The following is a 17036-nucleotide window of genomic DNA, read 5'->3' on the forward strand; positions in this document are numbered from 1 at the left end:
TTCTGATGGCGGCCTGAGCGCATGGGTCGGCCCTGAACGCAGTGCAGGGTGCCCCACGCATGGGGCACCCTGCACTGCAATGGTCGGCTACCGGCTACCGGAGTCAGCCGGCGATGGTCAGCCCACCGGGATCAGGCAGCGGGGATCTCGAACTCGCCGCGGAACTCGGGGACGGTCTCGTCCTCGCCGAGGATCTTCATCTCCGGCCGAACGTAGGCGCCCTTGAGGGTGTCCCCGGTGGTCTCGACATAGATCGGGATATAGCCGGTGCCCTCACCGTCGCTGCGCGGGGTGCCCTCGAAGTACGTGAACCCGGCCGCGGTCAGCTCGTCGTCCGCGGTGCTGGCGTAGTTGACCTCTTCACCGCCGTCGTCGAGGAAGAAGTCCTGCTGGCTGATGACTCCGCCGAACTGGTCGCCGGCGGTCACCTTCACCTCGAGGTAGATCATCTCGCCGTCAGGGTTATCGCTGGCCATGTAGTACTCGGTGTCGTTGCCGCGCACCGCGGAGACGATGGTGATCACATCGCCGGTCTCCTCGTCGGTGAACTCGGTGCCGATCTCCACCACGGTGCCAGCCTCGGCGCCCGCGGCGTCATCACCGGCTGCGTCATCATCGTCCGCGGCCTCCTCGGTGTCCTCGGCGTCCTGAGTGTCGGCGGTGTCCTCGGTGTCTGCGGACTCCTCGGCGTCGGCGTCTTCCGGCTCCGCCTCCTGCTCGGTGACCGCGGCGGGCTGCTCCTCGGCGGGAGCTTCGTCCGTACCGCCGCAGGCGGTCAGGGCCAGCATGGTGGCGGCGGCCAGAGCGGCGCCGCGGGCAATGATCGTGCGGGACATGGAGTCCTCCTTCTGCGGGCCGGGGTACGGCGAAGGCCGTTCCCCTGCGTTGAGGAGCTGCACGGTCGCGCGGCCCCGGTCCTCGGCGCGGGACCGGTGTTGCGGTCCCTGGCCTGTGACGATGCGTCGAGCCTAGGAAGGTTGCACGATTCGCGCCATGGGGAGGAGTACCCGTGCAGAGCTGCCCAGTCAGAGGTCCCCATCGCCACTCGCCACCCGCCATTCCGTCCTTCCGCCTGACACCAGCGGCACCCACAGCCCGGTGCCACCACCAATCTGTCTCTCACGAGTTCTTCAACGCCCTACAGCCGTTCGCGCCTCGCCAGGGACAGAGTTCTGGTGGCGGGTGATGTGCTGGGGCTGCCTGGCTTACTGGTGGCAACTGACGTGCTGGTGGTGCCTGACGTGCTGGTGCCGCGCTCAGCGCAGCGCCAGCTGCTCGACCTTGCGTCGGCCGAAGGCACCGACCTCATCGATGGCTCGGAGGATGTCCTGCTGGGTTCTCTCCCAGTCGTGCCACACCTGCGCGTAGCTCAGCCGGAGCACCTGCAGCCCGTGTCGAATCGCCCGCAGATCTCGGCGCCGGTCCCGGCTGAAGGCATCCTCGCCGTCGTGGAACTCCCGGCCGTCGATCTCCAGGAAGAGACCGCCGACGTAGGCATCCAGCAGCCCGACCCCGTCCACGAACACCTGCTGTTCGACCTGGAAGTGCCGCCGACGCAGCCAGCGCGCCACCCTCGTCTCCGATCCCGAGTCGCTGGCGGCGGACAGAGTTCCGATCCGTGAGCGGACTGCGTCAGGGGCATCGTCGAGCAGTTGCTGCACGGCCGCAGGGGACAAGAGCCGGCGCTCCATCGCGGACTCGAGAAGTACCGCGGCGGTCTCCCCGCTGCAGCAGCGGAGCGCATGCTCGAGGGTGAGAGACACGGAGGCGACCGCATCCTGCTCTGGCCAAGATCTGACGCGGGGGAGATGAGTGATCATGCCGTCGGGGACGGCACGCTCATCGCCATAGCGGTAGACGTGAAGCAGGTGTTCCTCGGCTGGAGTGTCATCCGGTGTCCACAGCCCATGCAGCCGGGCAGCATCCACGCAGGTGAGACGAAACCCGGCGATGAGCGCGCGGATCACGTCAGGGGAGGCGGAGGGCCGCGCGATCCAGCCTCGGGCCACGCGCTGCAGCTCGCCTCGCTCGAGAGCGGCTCGCATCGTCCACGGAGTGAGGCCGAAGACGACAAGTTCGCTGCGCCGAGCAATGCCGAGCTGCCTCGCGGTGAGGTGCAAGGTTCCTCGACGCCGACGGTTCGGGCGGAAGGGAGGCCCTGCGCTCGCCGGCAGGATCAGTCGACTCGGTCCGTACATGTCCCGAGTCTCGGCAACGACGGGGCGCAACGGGGCGAGACCGTCATCGCTGTGGACAACGTGGAGGTGGGGAGGAACCGTCGCGGACGGAAAGGCCGCTTGCGCCGGGCAGAGCACGACAGGTTCCACCAGAAAACGGTCTGTGGTGAGGTTTGAACGGTGTAGAGCCGTTCAACCCTCACCACAGACAAAGTACTGGTGGCCCGTACCGGTGACCCACGCGGGGCCGGTATAGGAGGCGGCCCGTGCGGGAGCTGGCCGGTGCGGGAGCTGGCCTGCGCGGGAGCTGGCCCGAACGGCAGCCACCCCGGCAGCCAGCCCGAACGGCAGCCAGCCCGGCGGCCGGCTGCCCTCAGCGGGTCACCACTCCAGGATCTGCCAGCGCTTCTTCTTCGCAACCGCGTAGAGGCCGAGGTCCGGGGCGACTGCGGCGGGGGTGCCCACCAGCTCGAGCCAGGCGGCGTCGGCGTGGGAGTCTCCGTAGCCGTAGGAGGTGGACAGGTCCGCGCCGTGCAGGTCGGCGTACTTGCGCAGCCAGTTCGCGCGGGCCTCATCGACCAGCGGGGGAGTGGCCAGGTAGCCGGTCATCACCCCGGAGGTGTCTTCGTCCATGTGAGTGGCGATGACCTCGTCGAACAGATCGGCGAGCGGCTCGACCAGCACGTCCAGCGCGCCGGAGACCAGCACCGTGCGGTGCCCGGCGGCGCGGTGGCGCTCGATGGTCTCGAGTGCCTCGGGGAGGATCGAGGCCCGGATCCGGCGCCCGGCCTCGCCCTGCATCAGGGTGCGCAGATCTGCACTGCGGTACCCCTTGTAACGGCGGTTGACCAGGCGGATCAGCTCTGAGCGGTCGCGCTTGTCGGCACGCAGGTAGCCGGGGACAGCGGCCAGCAGGCCGCCGATCTCCGCCGGCCAGGTGCGGCGCGGCTTGGTGGCGCGGACCACGGCGAAGTACTGCTGGACGATGTTGGTGGAGAGCACAGTGCCGTCGAGGTCGAACACGGCCAGCGTGTTCTCGGAGCGCTTCAGCTCGGGGACGGGGCGGGAGGCCCGCTTCTTCTGGGCGGACTTCGCCCGGGAGTAGGCCTTGGTGAGGTCCGTGACCGCGGGCAGGTGCTGCTGCTGGAAGTAGTCCTTCCAGACCAGGCCCTTGATGTCGAAGTCATGGGTCTCGAGGAAGGCGGCCGGCAGCTCCTCGCGCAGCGCCCGAGTGTTGGCGTCGTCGAAGACCATCTCGGTCTTCGTGTAGTGCCGGTACAGCTCGATGTACTTGCGCAGCATGGTCAGGCCCGAGGTGGCCTTGTGCAGGCTGGCGGTCCATTCCCGGGTGCGCTTGGTGGCCGGGAGGTAGGCGACCGCGGCGGAGCCGAGCTTCGCGGAGAGCTCCTTGGCACGGAACCGCTGCTCGACCATCTCGACGGCGGGGAAGGACCATTCGGGCACCGGGATCGGACGGCCCTTGTCATCCTCGAGCGGGTACTTCACGAAGTACTCGCGCACCGCGGTGACCATCTCGTGGAAGGGCAGCGGGTTTGACGCGCCGGAGACCACCTGGAAGTAGGCGTCGTCGCCGCGGCGGGAGACGTCCTGGGTGGCGAGCGCGACGATCACGTTGACGACGTGGTCCACGGGGATGACGTCGAGGATCGAATCGGCCAGGCCCGGGAACTCCTGCAGCACGCCGCGGCCGTAGGCCATGATCAGCGGGTCGGCGACCTTGTAGCCGTCGATCCAGCCCGGATAGGGCTTCTTCATCGCGGATTCGATGATGGAGGGGCGCACGAAGGAAACGCGGTGCCCGTTGCCGGCCCACAGCTCCTCGGCGACCTGCTCGGCCATCGCCTTGGTGAAGGTGTAGATGTCGGTCCAGCCCACGGACTGGGCGCGGGTGCGGCCGAAGTCGATCAGGCGCTCGTCGACCCATTCGCGGCGCGATTCCTCGGAGGCTGCGGCGACTGCCGAGGGGCCCATCCGGCCGTGACGGCCCTTGGCGGCATTGATCTGGGAGCGCAGCGTCTCGGGGCGGCGGGACTCCGCATCGACCCGGGCGCGGGCCTGCATCGCGGCCTCGTACTCGGCGCGCCAGTCGACGTCGGCCTGGAGGGAGCCCTCCTGGCGCAGACCCTTCGCGATGCCGCCGACGTAGGCGGTGGAGACATGGATGACGTGCGGGTCCTGGCCCGAGGCCAGCAGCGCCTCGTACAGGTTCCGGGCACCGCCGACGTTGGTGCGGAAGGCGTCGTCGATCGGCGGGTCGAAGGAGACCGAGGAGGCCGAGTGGATCACGGTGTCGAAGGGCTCCGTGATCGCGGGCATATCGGTGAGGTCACCCTCGAGCACGCTCACGCGAGCGTCGAAGATCTCCTTCAGCTGTGCCTTGCCGTCGACCGGTGCTTCGTCGGTGCCCTCAGCGCTCAGCAGCTCGGCCCAGGAGGAGAAGACAGGCTTGCGCAGCAGCTGCTCGAGCCGCTTGCGCCCGGTGACGGAGCCCTTGGGGCGCACGACGGCGGTGACATGGGTGTCCGGCGTGGTCTCCAGCAGCGAGCGGAGCACTGCCTGGCCCAGGAAGCCGGTGACTCCGGTCAACAGGATCCGACGCCCTCCGCTGGTGGTGCCGCCGGAAGCGGTCTGAACGGCGGGGGCGGTGGTGTGGGTCATGGGATCCTCTGTGGACGGGTACGGCGGGGCGCGGGTTCCGGGGCCACACGGGTCGCGCGCGGGAGCCCTGCGGTGCTCCCACCAGGGAGCTTCTCCGCGCTGGTCAGGGCCTCGCTAGTGTATCGTAGCCGCCATGCATAGGGCCCTGATCACCGGCGGCACTGCAGGCATCGGGGCCGCGTTCGCCAGAGCGTTCGCGGGCCGGGGGACAGCTCTTGTGCTGGTCGCGCGGAACCCTGAGCGCCTGGAAGAGGCCGCCGCGCAGTTCCGTCGCGAGTACGGCGTCGAGGTCGAGACGATGGTCGCCGACCTCTCCGACCGCGACGCCCAGCAGCGCGTCGCCGACCGCCTCGAAGCGTCCGCCGATCCCGTGGACGTCTTCGTCAACAACGCCGGGTTCTCGGTGAGGGCTTCGCTGCTCGATGAGGACCTCTCGCAGCACGACCTCGGCTTCGAGGTGATGATCCGAGCGGTGCTCAAGCTGGGCGGCGCCGCCGGGCGGGGGATGAGCGCCCGGGGTCGGGGCTGGATCATCAACGTCGGTTCCGTCTCCGCACTGGTCACCCAGAACAACTACTCCGCCATCAAGGCGTGGGTGGGCAACTACTCGGAATCCCTCGGCGTCCAGCTCATCGGCACCGGCGTACAGGTCACGGCGCTGATGCCGGGCTGGGTGCGCACGGAGTTCCATACCCGCGCCGGGATCAAGGGCTCCTCGATCCCCGGTGTGCTCTGGCTCGAGGCCGACCGCCTGGTCGAGGACTGCCTGCGGGACGTCTCCCGCGGGAAGCCCGTCTCGATCCCCTCGAAGCGCTGGAAGGGGATCGCGGCGGTGCTGCGCATGACTCCGCGCGGTCTGGTGGCCCGGCTGAGCGCCCTGCTCAGCCATCGCCGGAAGCGGGAGAAGTGATCGCGTGACCTCTGAGGACACCCCGCAACCCACCGACCCGGCCGACGGCACACCTCCGGCCGACGGGACACCCCCAGGCGACGGCGCGGCTGCCGCCGAGGTCACGGGCCCCGGTGAAGGCTCGCTGTCCGCCGACGAGACCCGCCGCGCTGCAGCCGCTGCGGAACCCGTCTCCTCGAAGGTGCGCGGGAGGCGGACGCTGAAGTCGCTGTCCGCGCGCTCCCGGGGGGAGGGCTGGGAGAGGCCCCAGGGCGATCTGGCCAAGTACCGCTCGCAGGCACGGGCCGCACTGCGCTTCGTGGCGCAGCGCGGGTTCTTCGGCGCGGTGGTCGGCTCGAACCTCACCACCTCGAAGGTGGTCCACCGCCGGGTGAAGACCGTGCGCGGTCCGTTCGTGCTGGTCGCGAACCATTCCAGCCACATCGACGCCCCGATGCTGGCGCGCGGCCTGCCCTGGGCGCAGGCACGCTTCCTGTCCACCGGAGTCGCGGCGGACTACTTCTTCAACGTCTGGTACCGCCGGCTCTTCGTGCGGATCATCTTCAACGCCTTCCCGATCGATCGCGGCGGCTCCCGCAAGCACTCCGGCACCTCCCGCAAGCTGCTCCGCGCGGGCGTGCCGATCCTGGTGTTCCCCGAGGGGACCCGCCAGCTGGACGGGAAGATGGCCGACTTCAAGCCCGGCGCCGCCGCACTCGCGATCGGGGTCGGCGTGCCCGTCGTCCCCGCCGCAATCATCGGAGCCCACGAGGCGATGCCCAAGGGGCGCAGCTGGCCGAAGCCGGGCCGCCCCCCGGTCGCCGTGGTCTTCGGTGAGCCGATGATCTCCCACGAGGACGAATCCGCGGTGGATTTCTCCGCCCGGATCCGGGCCCGGGTCAAGGACCTGTACGACGAGCATCACGACGAGGTTCTGGGCAGCGCTGTCCGGGACGAGGAGGAATCCGCATGAGCGACCGGCTGAGCGCACGCGAGGTCAAGCGGCATAAGTGGTGGGGCTGGGGTCTGAGCGATGTCACCTTCCGCTACGACAACAAGCCCGCCTTCGCCCCGCTGGCGAAGAACAAGATCGGGGTGGACCTGGCTGCCAAGAGCACCCCCGTCACGCCTGTCCTGTCGGACTTCGAGGTGCCCGCGAGCCGGCTGCCCGCGCCCGTGCGCTCACTGCTGACCAGCGTGGTCGGCGAGGAGAGCGTGCTCGAGGACGACGAGGTCCGGGTCGTGCATTCCTTCGGCCGCTCCCTGCCGGACCTGTTCCGCGTGCGGGCCGGCGACTTCGCCCGTCTGGTCGACGCGGTCGTCTACCCCGCCTCCGAGGAGGAGGTGGCCGCGCTGCTGAAGGTCGTGCTGGAGCAGGACCTGGTGCTGATCCCCTACGGCGGCGGGTCCAGCATCTCCGGCTCCGTCACGCCGGACATCTCCGAGCAGCGCCCCGTGATCTCCCTGAACCTCGGCCGGATGCGCGAGGTGCTCGAGATCGACGACACCGCGGGCCTGGCCCGGGTGGAGGCCGGTGCCTACGGCCCGGACCTGGAGGAGCAGCTGAACGCCGAGGGGTGGACCGTCGGCCACTTCCCCGACTCCTTCGCCTATTCGACGCTCGGCGGCTGGGCCGCGACCCGCTCCTCGGGCATGCAGTCCGACAAGTACGGCGACATCGAGGACATCGTGCGCGGCCTGCGCATGGTCCACCCCGACGGCATCGCCATCACCAAGCCGATCCCGGGACGCGATTCGGGCCCCAGCGTGCACGAGATGATCCTGGGCAGCGAGGGCCGCCTCGGCGTCATCACCGAAGCCACCGTCCAGGTCCACCGCCTGGCCCCGGTGCGCCAGGTCATCGCCTATATGTACCCCGACTGGGAGCACGGCATCCGCGGCATGCACGCGATCGCCCGCTCGACCGACGTGAAGCCCACCTTCACCCGCCTCTCCGACGGACCCGAGACCGAGTTCAGCCTCTCCATGGTCAAGGAGCCCAGCTCCACCAAGGGCAAGGTCGCCGCGAAGGTGCAGGACGGCCTCTTCGCCTACCTCCGCTCCCAGGGCTGGGACACCACGGGCGAGATGTCGATCTCCTACGTCTGCTTCGAGGGCTCCAAGGCCGCGGTCGAGCAGCAGAAGTCGATCGTCAAGAAGATCGTGAAGGCCAATGGGGGCATCACCCTCGGCGCGGGACCCGGCGCGATCTACGACCAGAAGAAGTTCGACACCCCATACCTGCGCGACTTCCTGATGGACTACCAGGTCTTCGGCGACGTCTGCGACACGGGGGCGACCTGGTCGAACCTCAACGCGGTCCACGCGAAGGCCTACGAGGCGTTCTACTCGGTGCAGGAGGAGCAGGGCCTGCCGGGCTTCATGTTCTGCCACATGTCGCACAGCTACCACGCAGGGGCCTGCCTCTACTTCACCTTCGCCTTCCCCTACTCCTCCGACGAGCAGGCCCTCGAGCAGTACTACGCCGCCAAGAGCGCCGTGCAGCAGACCTTCATGGATCTGGGTTCGACGGTCTCGCACCACCACGCGGTGGGAACCGAGCATCAGCCGTGGATCACCGAGGACATCGGTGAGGTGGGGGTGCGCATGGTCAAGGGGCTGTTCGCCGACAACGACCCCGGCCGGAACCTGAACCCCGGCAAGGTCACCACCCCCTGACGGGAGCGCTGATGAACCAGCTCTGGGTGCTCCGCCACGGCGAGTCCACCGCGAACGTGGAGGGCTTGATCGTGTCGGTCCCCGGGCCGCGCGCGCTCACCGAGGTGGGGCTGACCGCGCGCGGTCGTGCCCAGGCCCGCGAGGCCGCCCGGGACGGCGCCGCGCGGGGCCTGGGACCGGAGACGCTGGTGATCTCGAGCGACTTCGCACGCGCTCTCCAGACGGCTGAGGAGTTCGCCGCCGGTCTCGGCGCCGCCGCGCCGCGGATCGATCAGCGCCTGCGTGAGCGCAGCTTCGGCGATCACGACGAGGGTCCAGCCGACGCCTATGAGCAGGTGTGGGGCATCGATCGCGATCGCGGCACCCATCAGGACGGGGTCGAGCAGGTCGCGGCGGTCGCTGCGCGCGTGCTCGCGGTGCTGCGCGAGGCTGACGAGCTCACCCCCGACGCGCCGGTGGTGCTGGTCGCCCACGGCGACGTGCTGCAGATCGCGCTCACGCTCGCAGCCGGGGCAGATCCCCATGACCACCGCGAGCAGTCGCATCTCGGCAATGCCGAGCTGCGACTGCTCGGGCCCGCGAGAGGCATGCCTGCCAGTGACGTGCCCGCCAGGGAGAAGAGCCGATCATGACCGTGCAGTTCCCCGGCGGAGCGGCGCTCACGGTGCGCGGCGACGTGCGCTCGGCACGCACTGCCCTCGACCAGTTCTTCCTCGGGCGCGGCTGGAGCGCTCAGGAGCGCAGTCCCGGTCGCATCGACTACGAGCGGGGCAGCCGACGCCGCAGCGTGCTCCTCGGCGCTTTCGCCGGTCGGAAGTTCCACCTCACCGCACCGATCGAGCTGCGAGAGGGCCCCGGCGTCACCGAGATCCGATACGTGTGGGGCGAGTCCGCCGGCCGTGCGCTCGGCGGAGCCTCCGGGCGGGCCCGCGCCTCCCGCGTGCACCTGGAGACGCTGACCGCTCTCGAGCAGCAGCTCGGGGCCGACGGACGGCTCGTGCAGGTGCGCAAGTTCTGACCGGCCCGTCGGTCGGCGCCGGGCTGAGGGTGGGCCGGGGCGAGGGTGCGTCGGACTGACAGTGCGCCGCGCCGGTGGCGCGCCGGGCCGATGGTGCTGAGTCCCGAAGGAGGCATCGGCCCGGCATGTCCGGGGCACAGTGCCCCTGTGACGGCCTCGGGGCAGGTCTGGCTGCCCCGAGAAGTGCAGGCCCCTTCGCCATTGAAGGAGCCTGTGTTCGACCATAGCCGTCCCGGATGAGAAACAGATCACATCCCGGTCACGGTTCCCGAGGCCAGCGGGCCGACCAGGCCTCCGCAGGCGCAGAGACACGGTTCCTCCGCAGCGGGTCCCGGGCGGTGCGGGCGCGCCTCTACGATGGTTCCAGCGTCTTCCGAGACGGCCCGCGAACCCTCAGCGACAGGATGAAGAACCCCATGGCACTGCGCATCGCCGTCTTCGGTGAGAACCGGCACGAGAAGGTCGACCCCACGGTGCAGGAGATCTATCCCGACGGGATGCACACCGTGATCGCGGAGGCTCTGCGCTCCCTGCTCGCGGCCGACGGGATCGAGGCCGAGGTGCGGATCGCCCTGCTCGATGACATCGAGGAGTCCCTCTCCGAGGAGGCGCTCGCCGAGACCGACGTGCTCACCTGGTGGGGCCACATGGCGCACGAGGATGTGCCTGACGAGATCTCCGAGCGGGTGGTGCGCCGCGTCCACGAGGGCATGGGCCTGATCCCGTTGCACTCCGCTCACTACTCCAAGCCGTTCAAGGCGCTGATGGGCACCACCTGCAACCTGCTGTGGCGCAACGAGGGGGAGGAGGAACGGGTGTGGACCGTCAACGGCTCCCACCCGATCGCCCGCGGCGTCCCCCATCCGATCGTCATCCCCGCGCAGGAGATGTACGGCGAGATGTTCGACATCCCCGCCCCCGACGAGCTGGTCTTCGTCTCCTCCTTCGCCGGGGGAGAGGTGTTCCGCTCCGGTGCCGCCTTCCGCCGCGGCAAGGGGAAGGTCTTCTACTTCAGCCCCGGCGACCAGGAGTATCCGGTCTACCACCAGGCAGAGATCCAGCGCGTGCTCGCCAACGCCGTGGTCTGGGCCCGCCCCGAGGAGCGCGAGGCGGCACCGGTGAAGATCGCGAACGCCCCGCGCGACTGGTTCCGCGGCGGTGAGGTCCCGCGTGTCATCTGAGCACTCCGCCCGCACGCTGACCGACACCTCCGGCGCCCCGGCGCCCGCCGTCGAGCGCACCGGCTTCCCACTCCTGCCTGCGGACCGTCCCGCCCGCGTGGTGGTCGTCGGCGCCGGCGGGATGGGCAGCTGGTGGGCGCGGGAGATCGTCGCCAGCGGGGTCGCCGAGCTGGTGGGCGTCGCCGATCTGGTCGAGGGCGCGCCGCAGCGGGTGATCGAGCAGTCCGGGGTCGCCGACCCCGCGAGCGTCGCCACCGGGGCCGACGGCGTCGACCTCGCCCTCGAGGTCGGTGCCGACCTGCTGGTGAACCCGACCGTGCCGCTCGCGCACCACCCGGTGACCGTGAAGGCGCTGCACGCCGGGATCCCGGTCCTCGGCGAGAAGCCCGTCACCGAGACCCTCTCCGAGGCGCTGAGCCTGGTCGCGCACACCGAGCTGACCGGGGTGCCGTTCATGGTCTCCCAGTCCCGGCGGTTCTTCCGCCAGGTGCGGCAGCTGCGCAGCTTCGTCGCTGCTCATGGGCCGACGGTGATGACCAGCGCGTTCTTCTCGCTGTTCGTCGAGCACGACGGGTTCCGACGCACCCAGCACCATCCGCTGCTGCGGGACATGGGCATCCACGCCTTCGACACGGCCCGCTACATCACCGGTGCCGATCCGGTGGCGGTCACGGCGCGCGGTGCCCGGCCCGACTGGAGCGTCTACTCGCACGACGCGACGGTGAGCGCGACCTTCGAGATGACCGATGGATCCCTCTTCGCCTATCACGGCACCTGGAACGCCCGGGGCCTGCCGACCTGGTGGAACAGCGAGTGGCGGATCGCCGCCCAGCACGGCTCCGCCACCTGGGACGGCACCGGAGCTCCGGTGCTGGGCACCGAGGACGAGGAGACCACCGCCCGCCTGCAGGCGGAGGTCGCAGCGGAGGACGCCCCGGAGCCGGACCAGATCGCAGCGTCGCTCGTGGAGTTCGTCAGCGCCCTGCGCGAGGGTCGCACCCCGATGTGCGAGGTGCGCGAGAACCTGCTGAGCTTCGCGATGGTCGAGGCCGCGGTGGCCTCCGTGGAGAGCGGACAGCGAGTCGAGATCGACGTGCTGCTCGAACAGGCGCGCGTCGAGGCGATCACGGCGGAGACGGATCCCGCGGCCCGGGAGCTGATGCAGTCCTGGACCTCCGTGCGCGAGGTGCTCAGCGCATGAACATCACCTTCGCGCGTCTGGACCCCGTCGGCGCAGATCATGACGCCCTCGTCGATTTCATGACGCGGAACGAGTTCCCGTTCCATGTGCGCACCCGCCCGCGGGCCGCCGATATCGAGGGCCTGATCAGCAAAGGCGCCTACCGGGATGAGGACAACGACTCGTTCTGGATCGATCACGGAGAGCTGGGACGCATCGGCTTCCTGCGCCTGGAGGATCTGAGCGACGAAGACCCGCTGTTCGACCTCCGCCTGGACACCCCGTTCCGCGGACGCGGCCTCGGCCTCCAGATCCTGCGCGCCGTGGCCGACCACGTCTTCCGCACCATGCCGAGCGTGAATCGCTTCGAGGGGCAGACCCGCGAGGACAACATCGCGATGCGCAAGACCTTCCACCGCGGCGGCTGGGTCAAGGAGGCGCACTACCGGGAGGGCTGGCCGGTGGATGGCGGGACGCCGCTCGCCTCGGTCGCCTACAGCATCCTGCGACGCGACTGGGAGACCGGGGAGACGACCACGTTCGTCTGGGACGACCTGGTCCTCTGAACGGCCGTGACGGGCGGCTGCCCGGTCAGTGCCTCGTCGGCCGCCCTGTGCCCGACTGCCCCGTGCCCGACTGCCCCGTGCCCGACTGCCCCGTGCCCGACTGATCGGCATCCGGATGATCGGTGCGCGACTGATCGGCACCCGACTGACCGACGCCCGCCGTGACCCGCACCCCGGCACGGTCCAGGTGGGGCAGCGCCTGGTGCAGCTGCCGCTCGATCGCGTCCGCGAGCAGCCGTGAGCGGCCGACGCTGAGGGTCGGGTCGACCTCCACGGTGACCTCCGCCTCGAGGCGATGCCCGATCCAGCGGGCCCGGGCGTCGCGCACATTGAGCACGCCGGGGACCGCGGCGGCTGCCTCGATCCGGTCCAAGGTGCCGGGCTCGACGCCGTCCATCAGGCGGTGGATCACGGTGCGCATCGAGCTGATCAGCACCAGCACCACCATCACAGAGATGACCAGGCCGATGATGGGGTCGATCCAGGCGAGCCCCAGCCAGGCTCCGATCACGCCGATCACGACTGCCAGTGAGGTGAGCGCATCAGTGCGTGCGTGCTGTCCCTCGGCGATGAGCGCGGCCGACCCGATCTTCCGGCCGGCACGGATCCGGTATCTCGCGACCAGCTCGTTCCCGGCCGCACCGATCAGGGCGGCGGCGAGCACCCACCCCAGATGGGTCATATCCCGAGAGGAGGTGAGCGCCCGTACTGACTCCCACACGATCAGGCCCGCTGACAGCGCGATCACCGCTCCGATCAGGAGCCCCACCAGGTCCTCAGCGCGCCGGAAGCCGTAGCTGTAGCGACGGGTGGGGGCGCGCAGTCCCAGGCGGAACGCGATGATCAGCGGGATCGTGGTGGCGAGATGGCCGAGGTTGTGGAGGGTGTCGGCGAGCAGGGCAACCGAGCCGCTGAGGGCGACGATGGCGATCTGCAGCAGTGCGGTCGCCCCCATGCCGGCGAGGCTCACCCAGGCCGCTCGGATGCCGATCGCGCTGGATTCCTCGGCGGTGCGGATCGCCTCGCCGTGATCGTGGCTGTGCGGGGTCAGGGCGTGGCGCAGGCGCGACCAGATCCCGGCACCGTCGTGGTGGCCGTGTTCATCGCCGTGCCCGTGGCCGTGGCCATCATCGTGGTCGTGGTCGTGGTCGTGGTCGTGGTCGTGGTCGTGGTCGTGGTCGTGGTCGTGGTCGTGCCTGTGCTCGTGCCCGTGCTCGTGGCCATCATCGTGCGGGTGCGGGTGCGGGTGCGGGTGCGGGTGCGGGTGCGGGTGCGGGTGCGGGTGGTCATGCTGCGGCGCGGGATGAGGGCCGTGCGAGTGATCAGGTGCGGGGAGTGGGGACACGACATCAATCTATCTGCGTAGACATGCGGATAGCAAGATCTGCGTACGATGGCGGAATGCATCCCGCGCCCGTCCATCTGGTCCCTGACGACGAGCATGCCCAGGTCGCCGCCGACACCTTCCGGATGCTCGCCGACCCCACCCGGGTGAAGATCCTCTGGGCGCTCTTCCAGCAGGAGCGCAGTGTGAACGCGCTCGCGGAGGCGATCGGTGCGGCGCCCGCCGCGGTGAGTCAGCATCTGTCCAAGCTGCGACTGGCCGGCCTGGTGCAGAGCCGCAAGGAGGGCACCTTCGCCTTCTATCGCGCCTCGGACTCTCATGTGCGCCGGCTGCTCACGGAGACGCTCTCGCACGCCGAGCACGTCACCGGAGCGGCGGCAGGGGATGACCCTCACGGATACTGAGGGGCTGCTGAGCAGTGACCTCCGGCGGAGTGGCGGGCCACCGCCGCCCGGTGATCCGCGCGCGGCGAGCATGAGTGCGCGGCGGACACGAAGAAGCCCCTCACCGCACCTTTCGGTGCCGCGAGGGGCTCTTTTCACAGTGCGCCCGGAGGTGTCTGGGTTCAGCGCATCGTTGACGCCCGCTGCCCATCGGCCCCCGAGGCCGTTCACCGCAGGGATTCGATGATCCTGTCGAAGTCCTCCTCGCCGTGGCCGGCGTCGATCTGGTCGCGCACGAGTCGCTGCACCAGCGCTGTCGGGGCAGGGGCGATGCCCTGTTCGAGGCTGGCTCGCTCGATCGTGCCCAGCAGCGTCGTGGTCCATTCCAGGCTCTGAAGAGGCCGGCTGTAGTCGCGCTCGTCGAGATGTTCGGTGGAATGCCCCAGGAGCTCGGTCATGGCCGCCAGGAACGGCGCGGCGCGCCGGGCGTAGGTGCCCGCCGGGATCGAGGCCGATTGCAGCATGGCGACGCCGTGCAGGAAGCCGGCGAACATGGAGTACATCCCCGAGAGCATGGCCAGGTCCCACAGGGAGGCGAGCCCTGCGTCAGCGCCCTCAAAGGTGCTGGTGGCCCAGGACTCCAGAATGCTCCGATGTGCCTCGAAGGCGTCAGAGGAGCCGCTGTAGAGGATGACGGAGTCCGGGGAGCCGATCATGGAGGGAGCAGCCATGATGGCGCCGTCCAGATACCTCGCACCGTGTGCGGCCGCCCAGGTGGCGGTTCGCGGGCCTCCTCCGGCGTCGTGGTGGTCAGGTTGATCAGCGTGCGGCCGGTCAGGGCGGCTGCTGCGGTGTCGAGGACGTGGTGGACGGAGGCATGGTCGTACAGGCACACAACGGTCAGGTCCGTGGTGGTCAGTGCCTCTTCGACGGTGGCGGCCTCCACGGCGCCTCGTCGGGTGAGTGCCCCGGCGCGACTCGGGGTGCGGTTCCAGACGGTGAGCGGGTGTCCGGTATCGAGTGCGGTAGTGGCCAGCGCGTGGCCCATCGCGCCGAGGTCGAGCAGGGTGAGAGAAGGAGTCGACATGACTCCCATGCTCCGGAGCGCCCTGGACTTCGGGAAGTACCCACTATTTACTGGGGTACTCACTCATCGGTACGTGTCGTGGAGAGGGTGCTCATGCCTGCAGCGTCATCGAGGAGGCCACGTCGTGGACCGTACATCTGCGGCATCGATGCGGCGATGGACGTGGTCAGCGGCAAACGGAAGGGCCTGATCCTGTGGGAGCTGGACGCCCACGAGGTGCGAAGGTTCGCTCAACTGCGTCGCGGACTGGCCGGGGTGAGCGAGAAGATGCTGACCCAGCATCTGCGGGAGATGGAGGAGGACGGGCTGCTCCACCGCGAGGTGTACGCGGAGGTCCCACCCCGCGTCGAGTACTCGCTGACCGATGACGGTCGTGACCTCAACGCCGCGCTCGGCGCGCTGGGGGAGTGGGGGCTGGGCCGGATCGACAGGGAGTCGCTGCAGACCCACGCGCCAGCGGCGACCGACTCCTGACAGCGACTCCTGACAGCGCCGAGTGCACGAGCCTCACGAAGAAGCCCCTCACCACACCTTTCGGTGCCATGAGGGGCTTCGTTCTGCGGTGCGCCCGGAGGGATTCGAACCCCCAACCTTCTGATCCGTAGTCAGATGCTCTATCCGTTAAGCTACGGGCGCTTGTCGGACCAAACCGACCTGACAAACTCTAGCGCGCCCTGCAGATCGGCGCCAATCCGGAGGCCATGACCCTGCTCACACGGCCTCCGGACCGCTCACCGGCGAGAGCTCACCAGCTCGGATTCTGCGGAGGCTGCTGCCCCTTACCGGGCTGCTGGCCCCACTGCTGACCGCCCTGCTGACCACCCTGCCGCGGAGCCGGCGGAGGGGATGCTTGGCCCCACTGCTGACCGCCCTGCTGACCGCCGGGCTGCGGCGGTGCGGGCGGAGGGGATGCTTGGCCCCACTGCTGGCCGCCCTGCTGACCGCCCTGCTGACCGCCGGGCTGCGGCGGTGCGGGCGGCGGGGATGCTTGGCCCCACTGCTGGCCGTCAGGCTGACCGCCCTGCTGGCCACCCGGCTGCTGCCCCCACTGCTGACCGCCTTGCGGCGCCGCAGGGGGCATGGTGCCGGCCGCTGCGCCCGAGGGGGCTGCTCCGTAGCCGACGGGCATGCCGGAGCCGCCGGAGCCGCCGCCCTTGTTCCTGCGCGCACGGATCACGAAGAAGGCGATCGCCGCCAGCAGCAGCAGGAGGAAGAACCCGAGCACGAGCACCACGATCACGACGATCACCCAGGGGAACCCGCTGGCGTCGGCGCGGATGTCGATCCCCGCCGCCAGCTCGTTCAGATCGGTGAAGGTCACGGAGTTGCCGTCGACCTGGCCACCCTGAGACTCAAGGATCTTGCCGGGGAAGGTGAAGGTCATCCGGAAGTCGATCTCGAAGCCCTCCATCTCGGGGGAGTTCAGGTCCTGCCCCACGCTCTCGCTGCCATCGATCACCAGGTGGTACTCGCCGTCGGCCTCAGTGAGGGAGAAGCCGCCCCCGAAGTTCTCACTGGTCATGGTGCCCGTGATGCGGCACCCGAGCTGACCGTTCTCCTCGTAGGGCTCGGCGCTGGGCGCCGTCTCCCCGGCCACGGTGTATCTGTCCTCGAAAGTCGTGCAGAACTCGTCGGCGGAGCTGTAGAGGCCCTCGGCGAACTCCTCATCCATCGCGAAGTCGTAGTTGACGTTGATCGTGTCGACGTCCTGGATGTCGAAGTCTGCGTGGAACTTCCCGCACCCGGCGAGCACCATGAGGAATGGCAGGAGGAGGACGGCGACGATCTTGCGCCGTATCGAGATGCTGCTGGACATGGGGCCCCCATCGGGTGGTTCGCTGGAACCGCGCAC

Annotated in this window: 18 protein-coding genes and 1 tRNA gene; 11 read left to right on the forward strand and 8 right to left on the reverse strand. The window is 69.5% G+C overall.

What is annotated here, in order from left to right; genetic code table 11:
- Positions 1–131: 131 nt before the first annotated feature.
- From ACT3T9_RS02270 to ACT3T9_RS02280, 3 genes are all read right to left on the reverse strand, one after another.
- Positions 132–836: a hypothetical protein gene (locus ACT3T9_RS02270; protein ID WP_441444996.1), complete on the reverse strand. Its 705-nt coding sequence runs from the start codon at positions 834–836 to the stop codon at positions 132–134.
- 420 nt (positions 837–1256) lie between these two features.
- Positions 1257–2198, reverse strand: coding sequence for an endonuclease domain-containing protein (locus ACT3T9_RS02275; RefSeq protein ID WP_444605881.1), 942 nt, complete (start codon positions 2196–2198; stop codon positions 1257–1259).
- Between the two features lie 360 nt (positions 2199–2558).
- Positions 2559–4856: an HAD-IB family hydrolase gene (locus ACT3T9_RS02280; RefSeq protein ID WP_441444994.1), complete on the reverse strand. Its 2298-nt coding sequence runs from the start codon at positions 4854–4856 to the stop codon at positions 2559–2561.
- 133 nt (positions 4857–4989) lie between these two features.
- Here ACT3T9_RS02280 and ACT3T9_RS02285 point away from each other — a divergent pair, with 133 nt between their 5' ends.
- The 8 genes from ACT3T9_RS02285 to ACT3T9_RS02320 all read left to right on the forward strand — a co-directional run bounded on the left by ACT3T9_RS02285 (position 4990) and on the right by ACT3T9_RS02320 (position 12369).
- Complete coding sequence (locus ACT3T9_RS02285; RefSeq protein WP_345076374.1) at positions 4990–5766, forward strand: SDR family NAD(P)-dependent oxidoreductase; 777 nt, start codon at positions 4990–4992, stop codon at positions 5764–5766.
- 4 nt (positions 5767–5770) lie between these two features.
- Complete coding sequence (locus ACT3T9_RS02290) at positions 5771–6718, forward strand: lysophospholipid acyltransferase family protein (RefSeq protein ID WP_444605882.1); 948 nt, start codon at positions 5771–5773, stop codon at positions 6716–6718.
- Positions 6715–8424 carry an FAD-binding oxidoreductase gene (locus tag ACT3T9_RS02295; protein WP_444605883.1) on the forward strand — a complete coding sequence of 570 codons (1710 nt, stop codon included), beginning with the start codon at positions 6715–6717 and terminating at the stop codon, positions 8422–8424. The genes ACT3T9_RS02290 and ACT3T9_RS02295 overlap by 4 nt, the downstream gene beginning before the upstream one ends.
- An 11-nt stretch (positions 8425–8435) precedes the next feature.
- Positions 8436–9056: a histidine phosphatase family protein gene (locus ACT3T9_RS02300; RefSeq protein ID WP_441444991.1), complete on the forward strand. Its 621-nt coding sequence runs from the start codon at positions 8436–8438 to the stop codon at positions 9054–9056.
- Positions 9053–9442: a hypothetical protein gene (locus ACT3T9_RS02305; RefSeq protein WP_441444990.1), complete on the forward strand. Its 390-nt coding sequence runs from the start codon at positions 9053–9055 to the stop codon at positions 9440–9442. Before ACT3T9_RS02300 ends, ACT3T9_RS02305 begins: the two co-directional genes overlap by 4 nt.
- Positions 9443–9858: 416 nt before the next feature.
- Entirely contained in the window at positions 9859–10623 is a 765-nt protein-coding gene (locus ACT3T9_RS02310; protein ID WP_441445022.1) for a ThuA domain-containing protein, read from the forward strand.
- The gene (locus ACT3T9_RS02315) at positions 10613–11824 is read left to right on the forward strand and encodes a Gfo/Idh/MocA family protein (protein ID WP_444605884.1); all 1212 of its coding nucleotides are present in this window, start codon (positions 10613–10615) and stop codon (positions 11822–11824) included. Before ACT3T9_RS02310 ends, ACT3T9_RS02315 begins: the two co-directional genes overlap by 11 nt.
- Positions 11821–12369: a GNAT family N-acetyltransferase gene (locus ACT3T9_RS02320; protein WP_444605885.1), complete on the forward strand. Its 549-nt coding sequence runs from the start codon at positions 11821–11823 to the stop codon at positions 12367–12369. Before ACT3T9_RS02315 ends, ACT3T9_RS02320 begins: the two co-directional genes overlap by 4 nt.
- Positions 12370–12394: 25 nt before the next feature.
- Here ACT3T9_RS02320 and ACT3T9_RS02325 read toward each other — a convergent pair whose 3' ends face one another.
- A complete protein-coding gene (locus ACT3T9_RS02325; protein WP_441445021.1) occupies positions 12395–13339 on the reverse strand; it encodes a cation diffusion facilitator family transporter in 945 nt (314 codons plus the stop codon).
- Between the two features lie 57 nt (positions 13340–13396).
- Between ACT3T9_RS02325 and ACT3T9_RS02330 the strand changes: the two genes are divergently transcribed.
- Both ACT3T9_RS02330 and ACT3T9_RS02335 read left to right on the forward strand, forming a co-directional pair.
- On the forward strand, positions 13397–13735 hold the full coding sequence (locus tag ACT3T9_RS02330) for a hypothetical protein (RefSeq protein ID WP_444605886.1): 339 nt from the start codon (positions 13397–13399) through the stop codon (positions 13733–13735).
- Positions 13736–13770: 35 nt separating this feature from the next.
- A complete protein-coding gene (locus ACT3T9_RS02335; RefSeq protein ID WP_441444987.1) occupies positions 13771–14118 on the forward strand; it encodes an ArsR/SmtB family transcription factor in 348 nt (115 codons plus the stop codon).
- 206 nt (positions 14119–14324) lie between these two features.
- Here ACT3T9_RS02335 and ACT3T9_RS02340 read toward each other — a convergent pair whose 3' ends face one another.
- Both ACT3T9_RS02340 and ACT3T9_RS02345 read right to left on the reverse strand, forming a co-directional pair.
- Positions 14325–14828, reverse strand: coding sequence for an imine reductase family protein (locus tag ACT3T9_RS02340; RefSeq protein ID WP_441444986.1), 504 nt, complete (start codon positions 14826–14828; stop codon positions 14325–14327).
- Positions 14810–15184, reverse strand: a complete 375-nt coding sequence (locus ACT3T9_RS02345; RefSeq protein WP_441444985.1) for an NAD(P)-binding domain-containing protein — start codon at positions 15182–15184, stop codon at positions 14810–14812. The genes ACT3T9_RS02340 and ACT3T9_RS02345 overlap by 19 nt, the downstream gene beginning before the upstream one ends.
- A 93-nt stretch (positions 15185–15277) precedes the next feature.
- On the opposite strand from ACT3T9_RS02345, the gene ACT3T9_RS02350 reads away from it, so the two are divergent.
- Entirely contained in the window at positions 15278–15658 is a 381-nt protein-coding gene (locus ACT3T9_RS02350) for a winged helix-turn-helix transcriptional regulator (RefSeq protein WP_441444984.1), read from the forward strand.
- An 89-nt stretch (positions 15659–15747) separates the two neighbouring features.
- Here the strand turns inward: ACT3T9_RS02350 and ACT3T9_RS02355 are convergent.
- Together ACT3T9_RS02355 and ACT3T9_RS02360 are read right to left on the reverse strand one after the other, a co-directional pair.
- Positions 15748–15820: transfer RNA gene (locus ACT3T9_RS02355), tRNA-Arg, on the reverse strand.
- 109 nt (positions 15821–15929) lie between these two features.
- Positions 15930–17000 (reverse strand): LppM family (lipo)protein, encoded by a 1071-nt coding sequence (locus ACT3T9_RS02360; RefSeq protein ID WP_441444983.1) that lies wholly within the window; start codon positions 16998–17000, stop codon positions 15930–15932.
- Positions 17001–17036: the final 36 nt, after the last annotated feature.

Origin of the sequence: Brachybacterium sp. AOP29-B2-41 (genome assembly GCF_052378395.1) — a bacterium.
Lineage (GTDB): Bacteria > Actinomycetota > Actinomycetes > Actinomycetales > Dermabacteraceae > Brachybacterium.

Coding starts and splice junctions, on each gene's coding strand:
- ACT3T9_RS02310 (WP_441445022.1), top strand. CDS start 9,859: ATGGCACTGCGCATCGCCGTCTTCGGTGAGAACCGGCACGAGAAGGTC.
- ACT3T9_RS02345 (WP_441444985.1), bottom strand. CDS start 15,184: ATGTCGACTCCTTCTCTCACCCTGCTCGACCTCGGCGCGATGGGCCAC.
- ACT3T9_RS02270 (WP_441444996.1), bottom strand. CDS start 836: ATGTCCCGCACGATCATTGCCCGCGGCGCCGCTCTGGCCGCCGCCACC.
- ACT3T9_RS02295 (WP_444605883.1), top strand. CDS start 6,715: ATGAGCGACCGGCTGAGCGCACGCGAGGTCAAGCGGCATAAGTGGTGG.
- ACT3T9_RS02335 (WP_441444987.1), top strand. CDS start 13,771: ATGCATCCCGCGCCCGTCCATCTGGTCCCTGACGACGAGCATGCCCAG.
- ACT3T9_RS02305 (WP_441444990.1), top strand. CDS start 9,053: ATGACCGTGCAGTTCCCCGGCGGAGCGGCGCTCACGGTGCGCGGCGAC.
- ACT3T9_RS02350 (WP_441444984.1), top strand. CDS start 15,278: ATGCCTGCAGCGTCATCGAGGAGGCCACGTCGTGGACCGTACATCTGC.
- ACT3T9_RS02275 (WP_444605881.1), bottom strand. CDS start 2,198: ATGTACGGACCGAGTCGACTGATCCTGCCGGCGAGCGCAGGGCCTCCC.
- ACT3T9_RS02280 (WP_441444994.1), bottom strand. CDS start 4,856: ATGACCCACACCACCGCCCCCGCCGTTCAGACCGCTTCCGGCGGCACC.
- ACT3T9_RS02320 (WP_444605885.1), top strand. CDS start 11,821: ATGAACATCACCTTCGCGCGTCTGGACCCCGTCGGCGCAGATCATGAC.
- ACT3T9_RS02360 (WP_441444983.1), bottom strand. CDS start 17,000: ATGTCCAGCAGCATCTCGATACGGCGCAAGATCGTCGCCGTCCTCCTC.
- ACT3T9_RS02340 (WP_441444986.1), bottom strand. CDS start 14,828: ATGGCTGCTCCCTCCATGATCGGCTCCCCGGACTCCGTCATCCTCTAC.
- ACT3T9_RS02285 (WP_345076374.1), top strand. CDS start 4,990: ATGCATAGGGCCCTGATCACCGGCGGCACTGCAGGCATCGGGGCCGCG.
- ACT3T9_RS02300 (WP_441444991.1), top strand. CDS start 8,436: ATGAACCAGCTCTGGGTGCTCCGCCACGGCGAGTCCACCGCGAACGTG.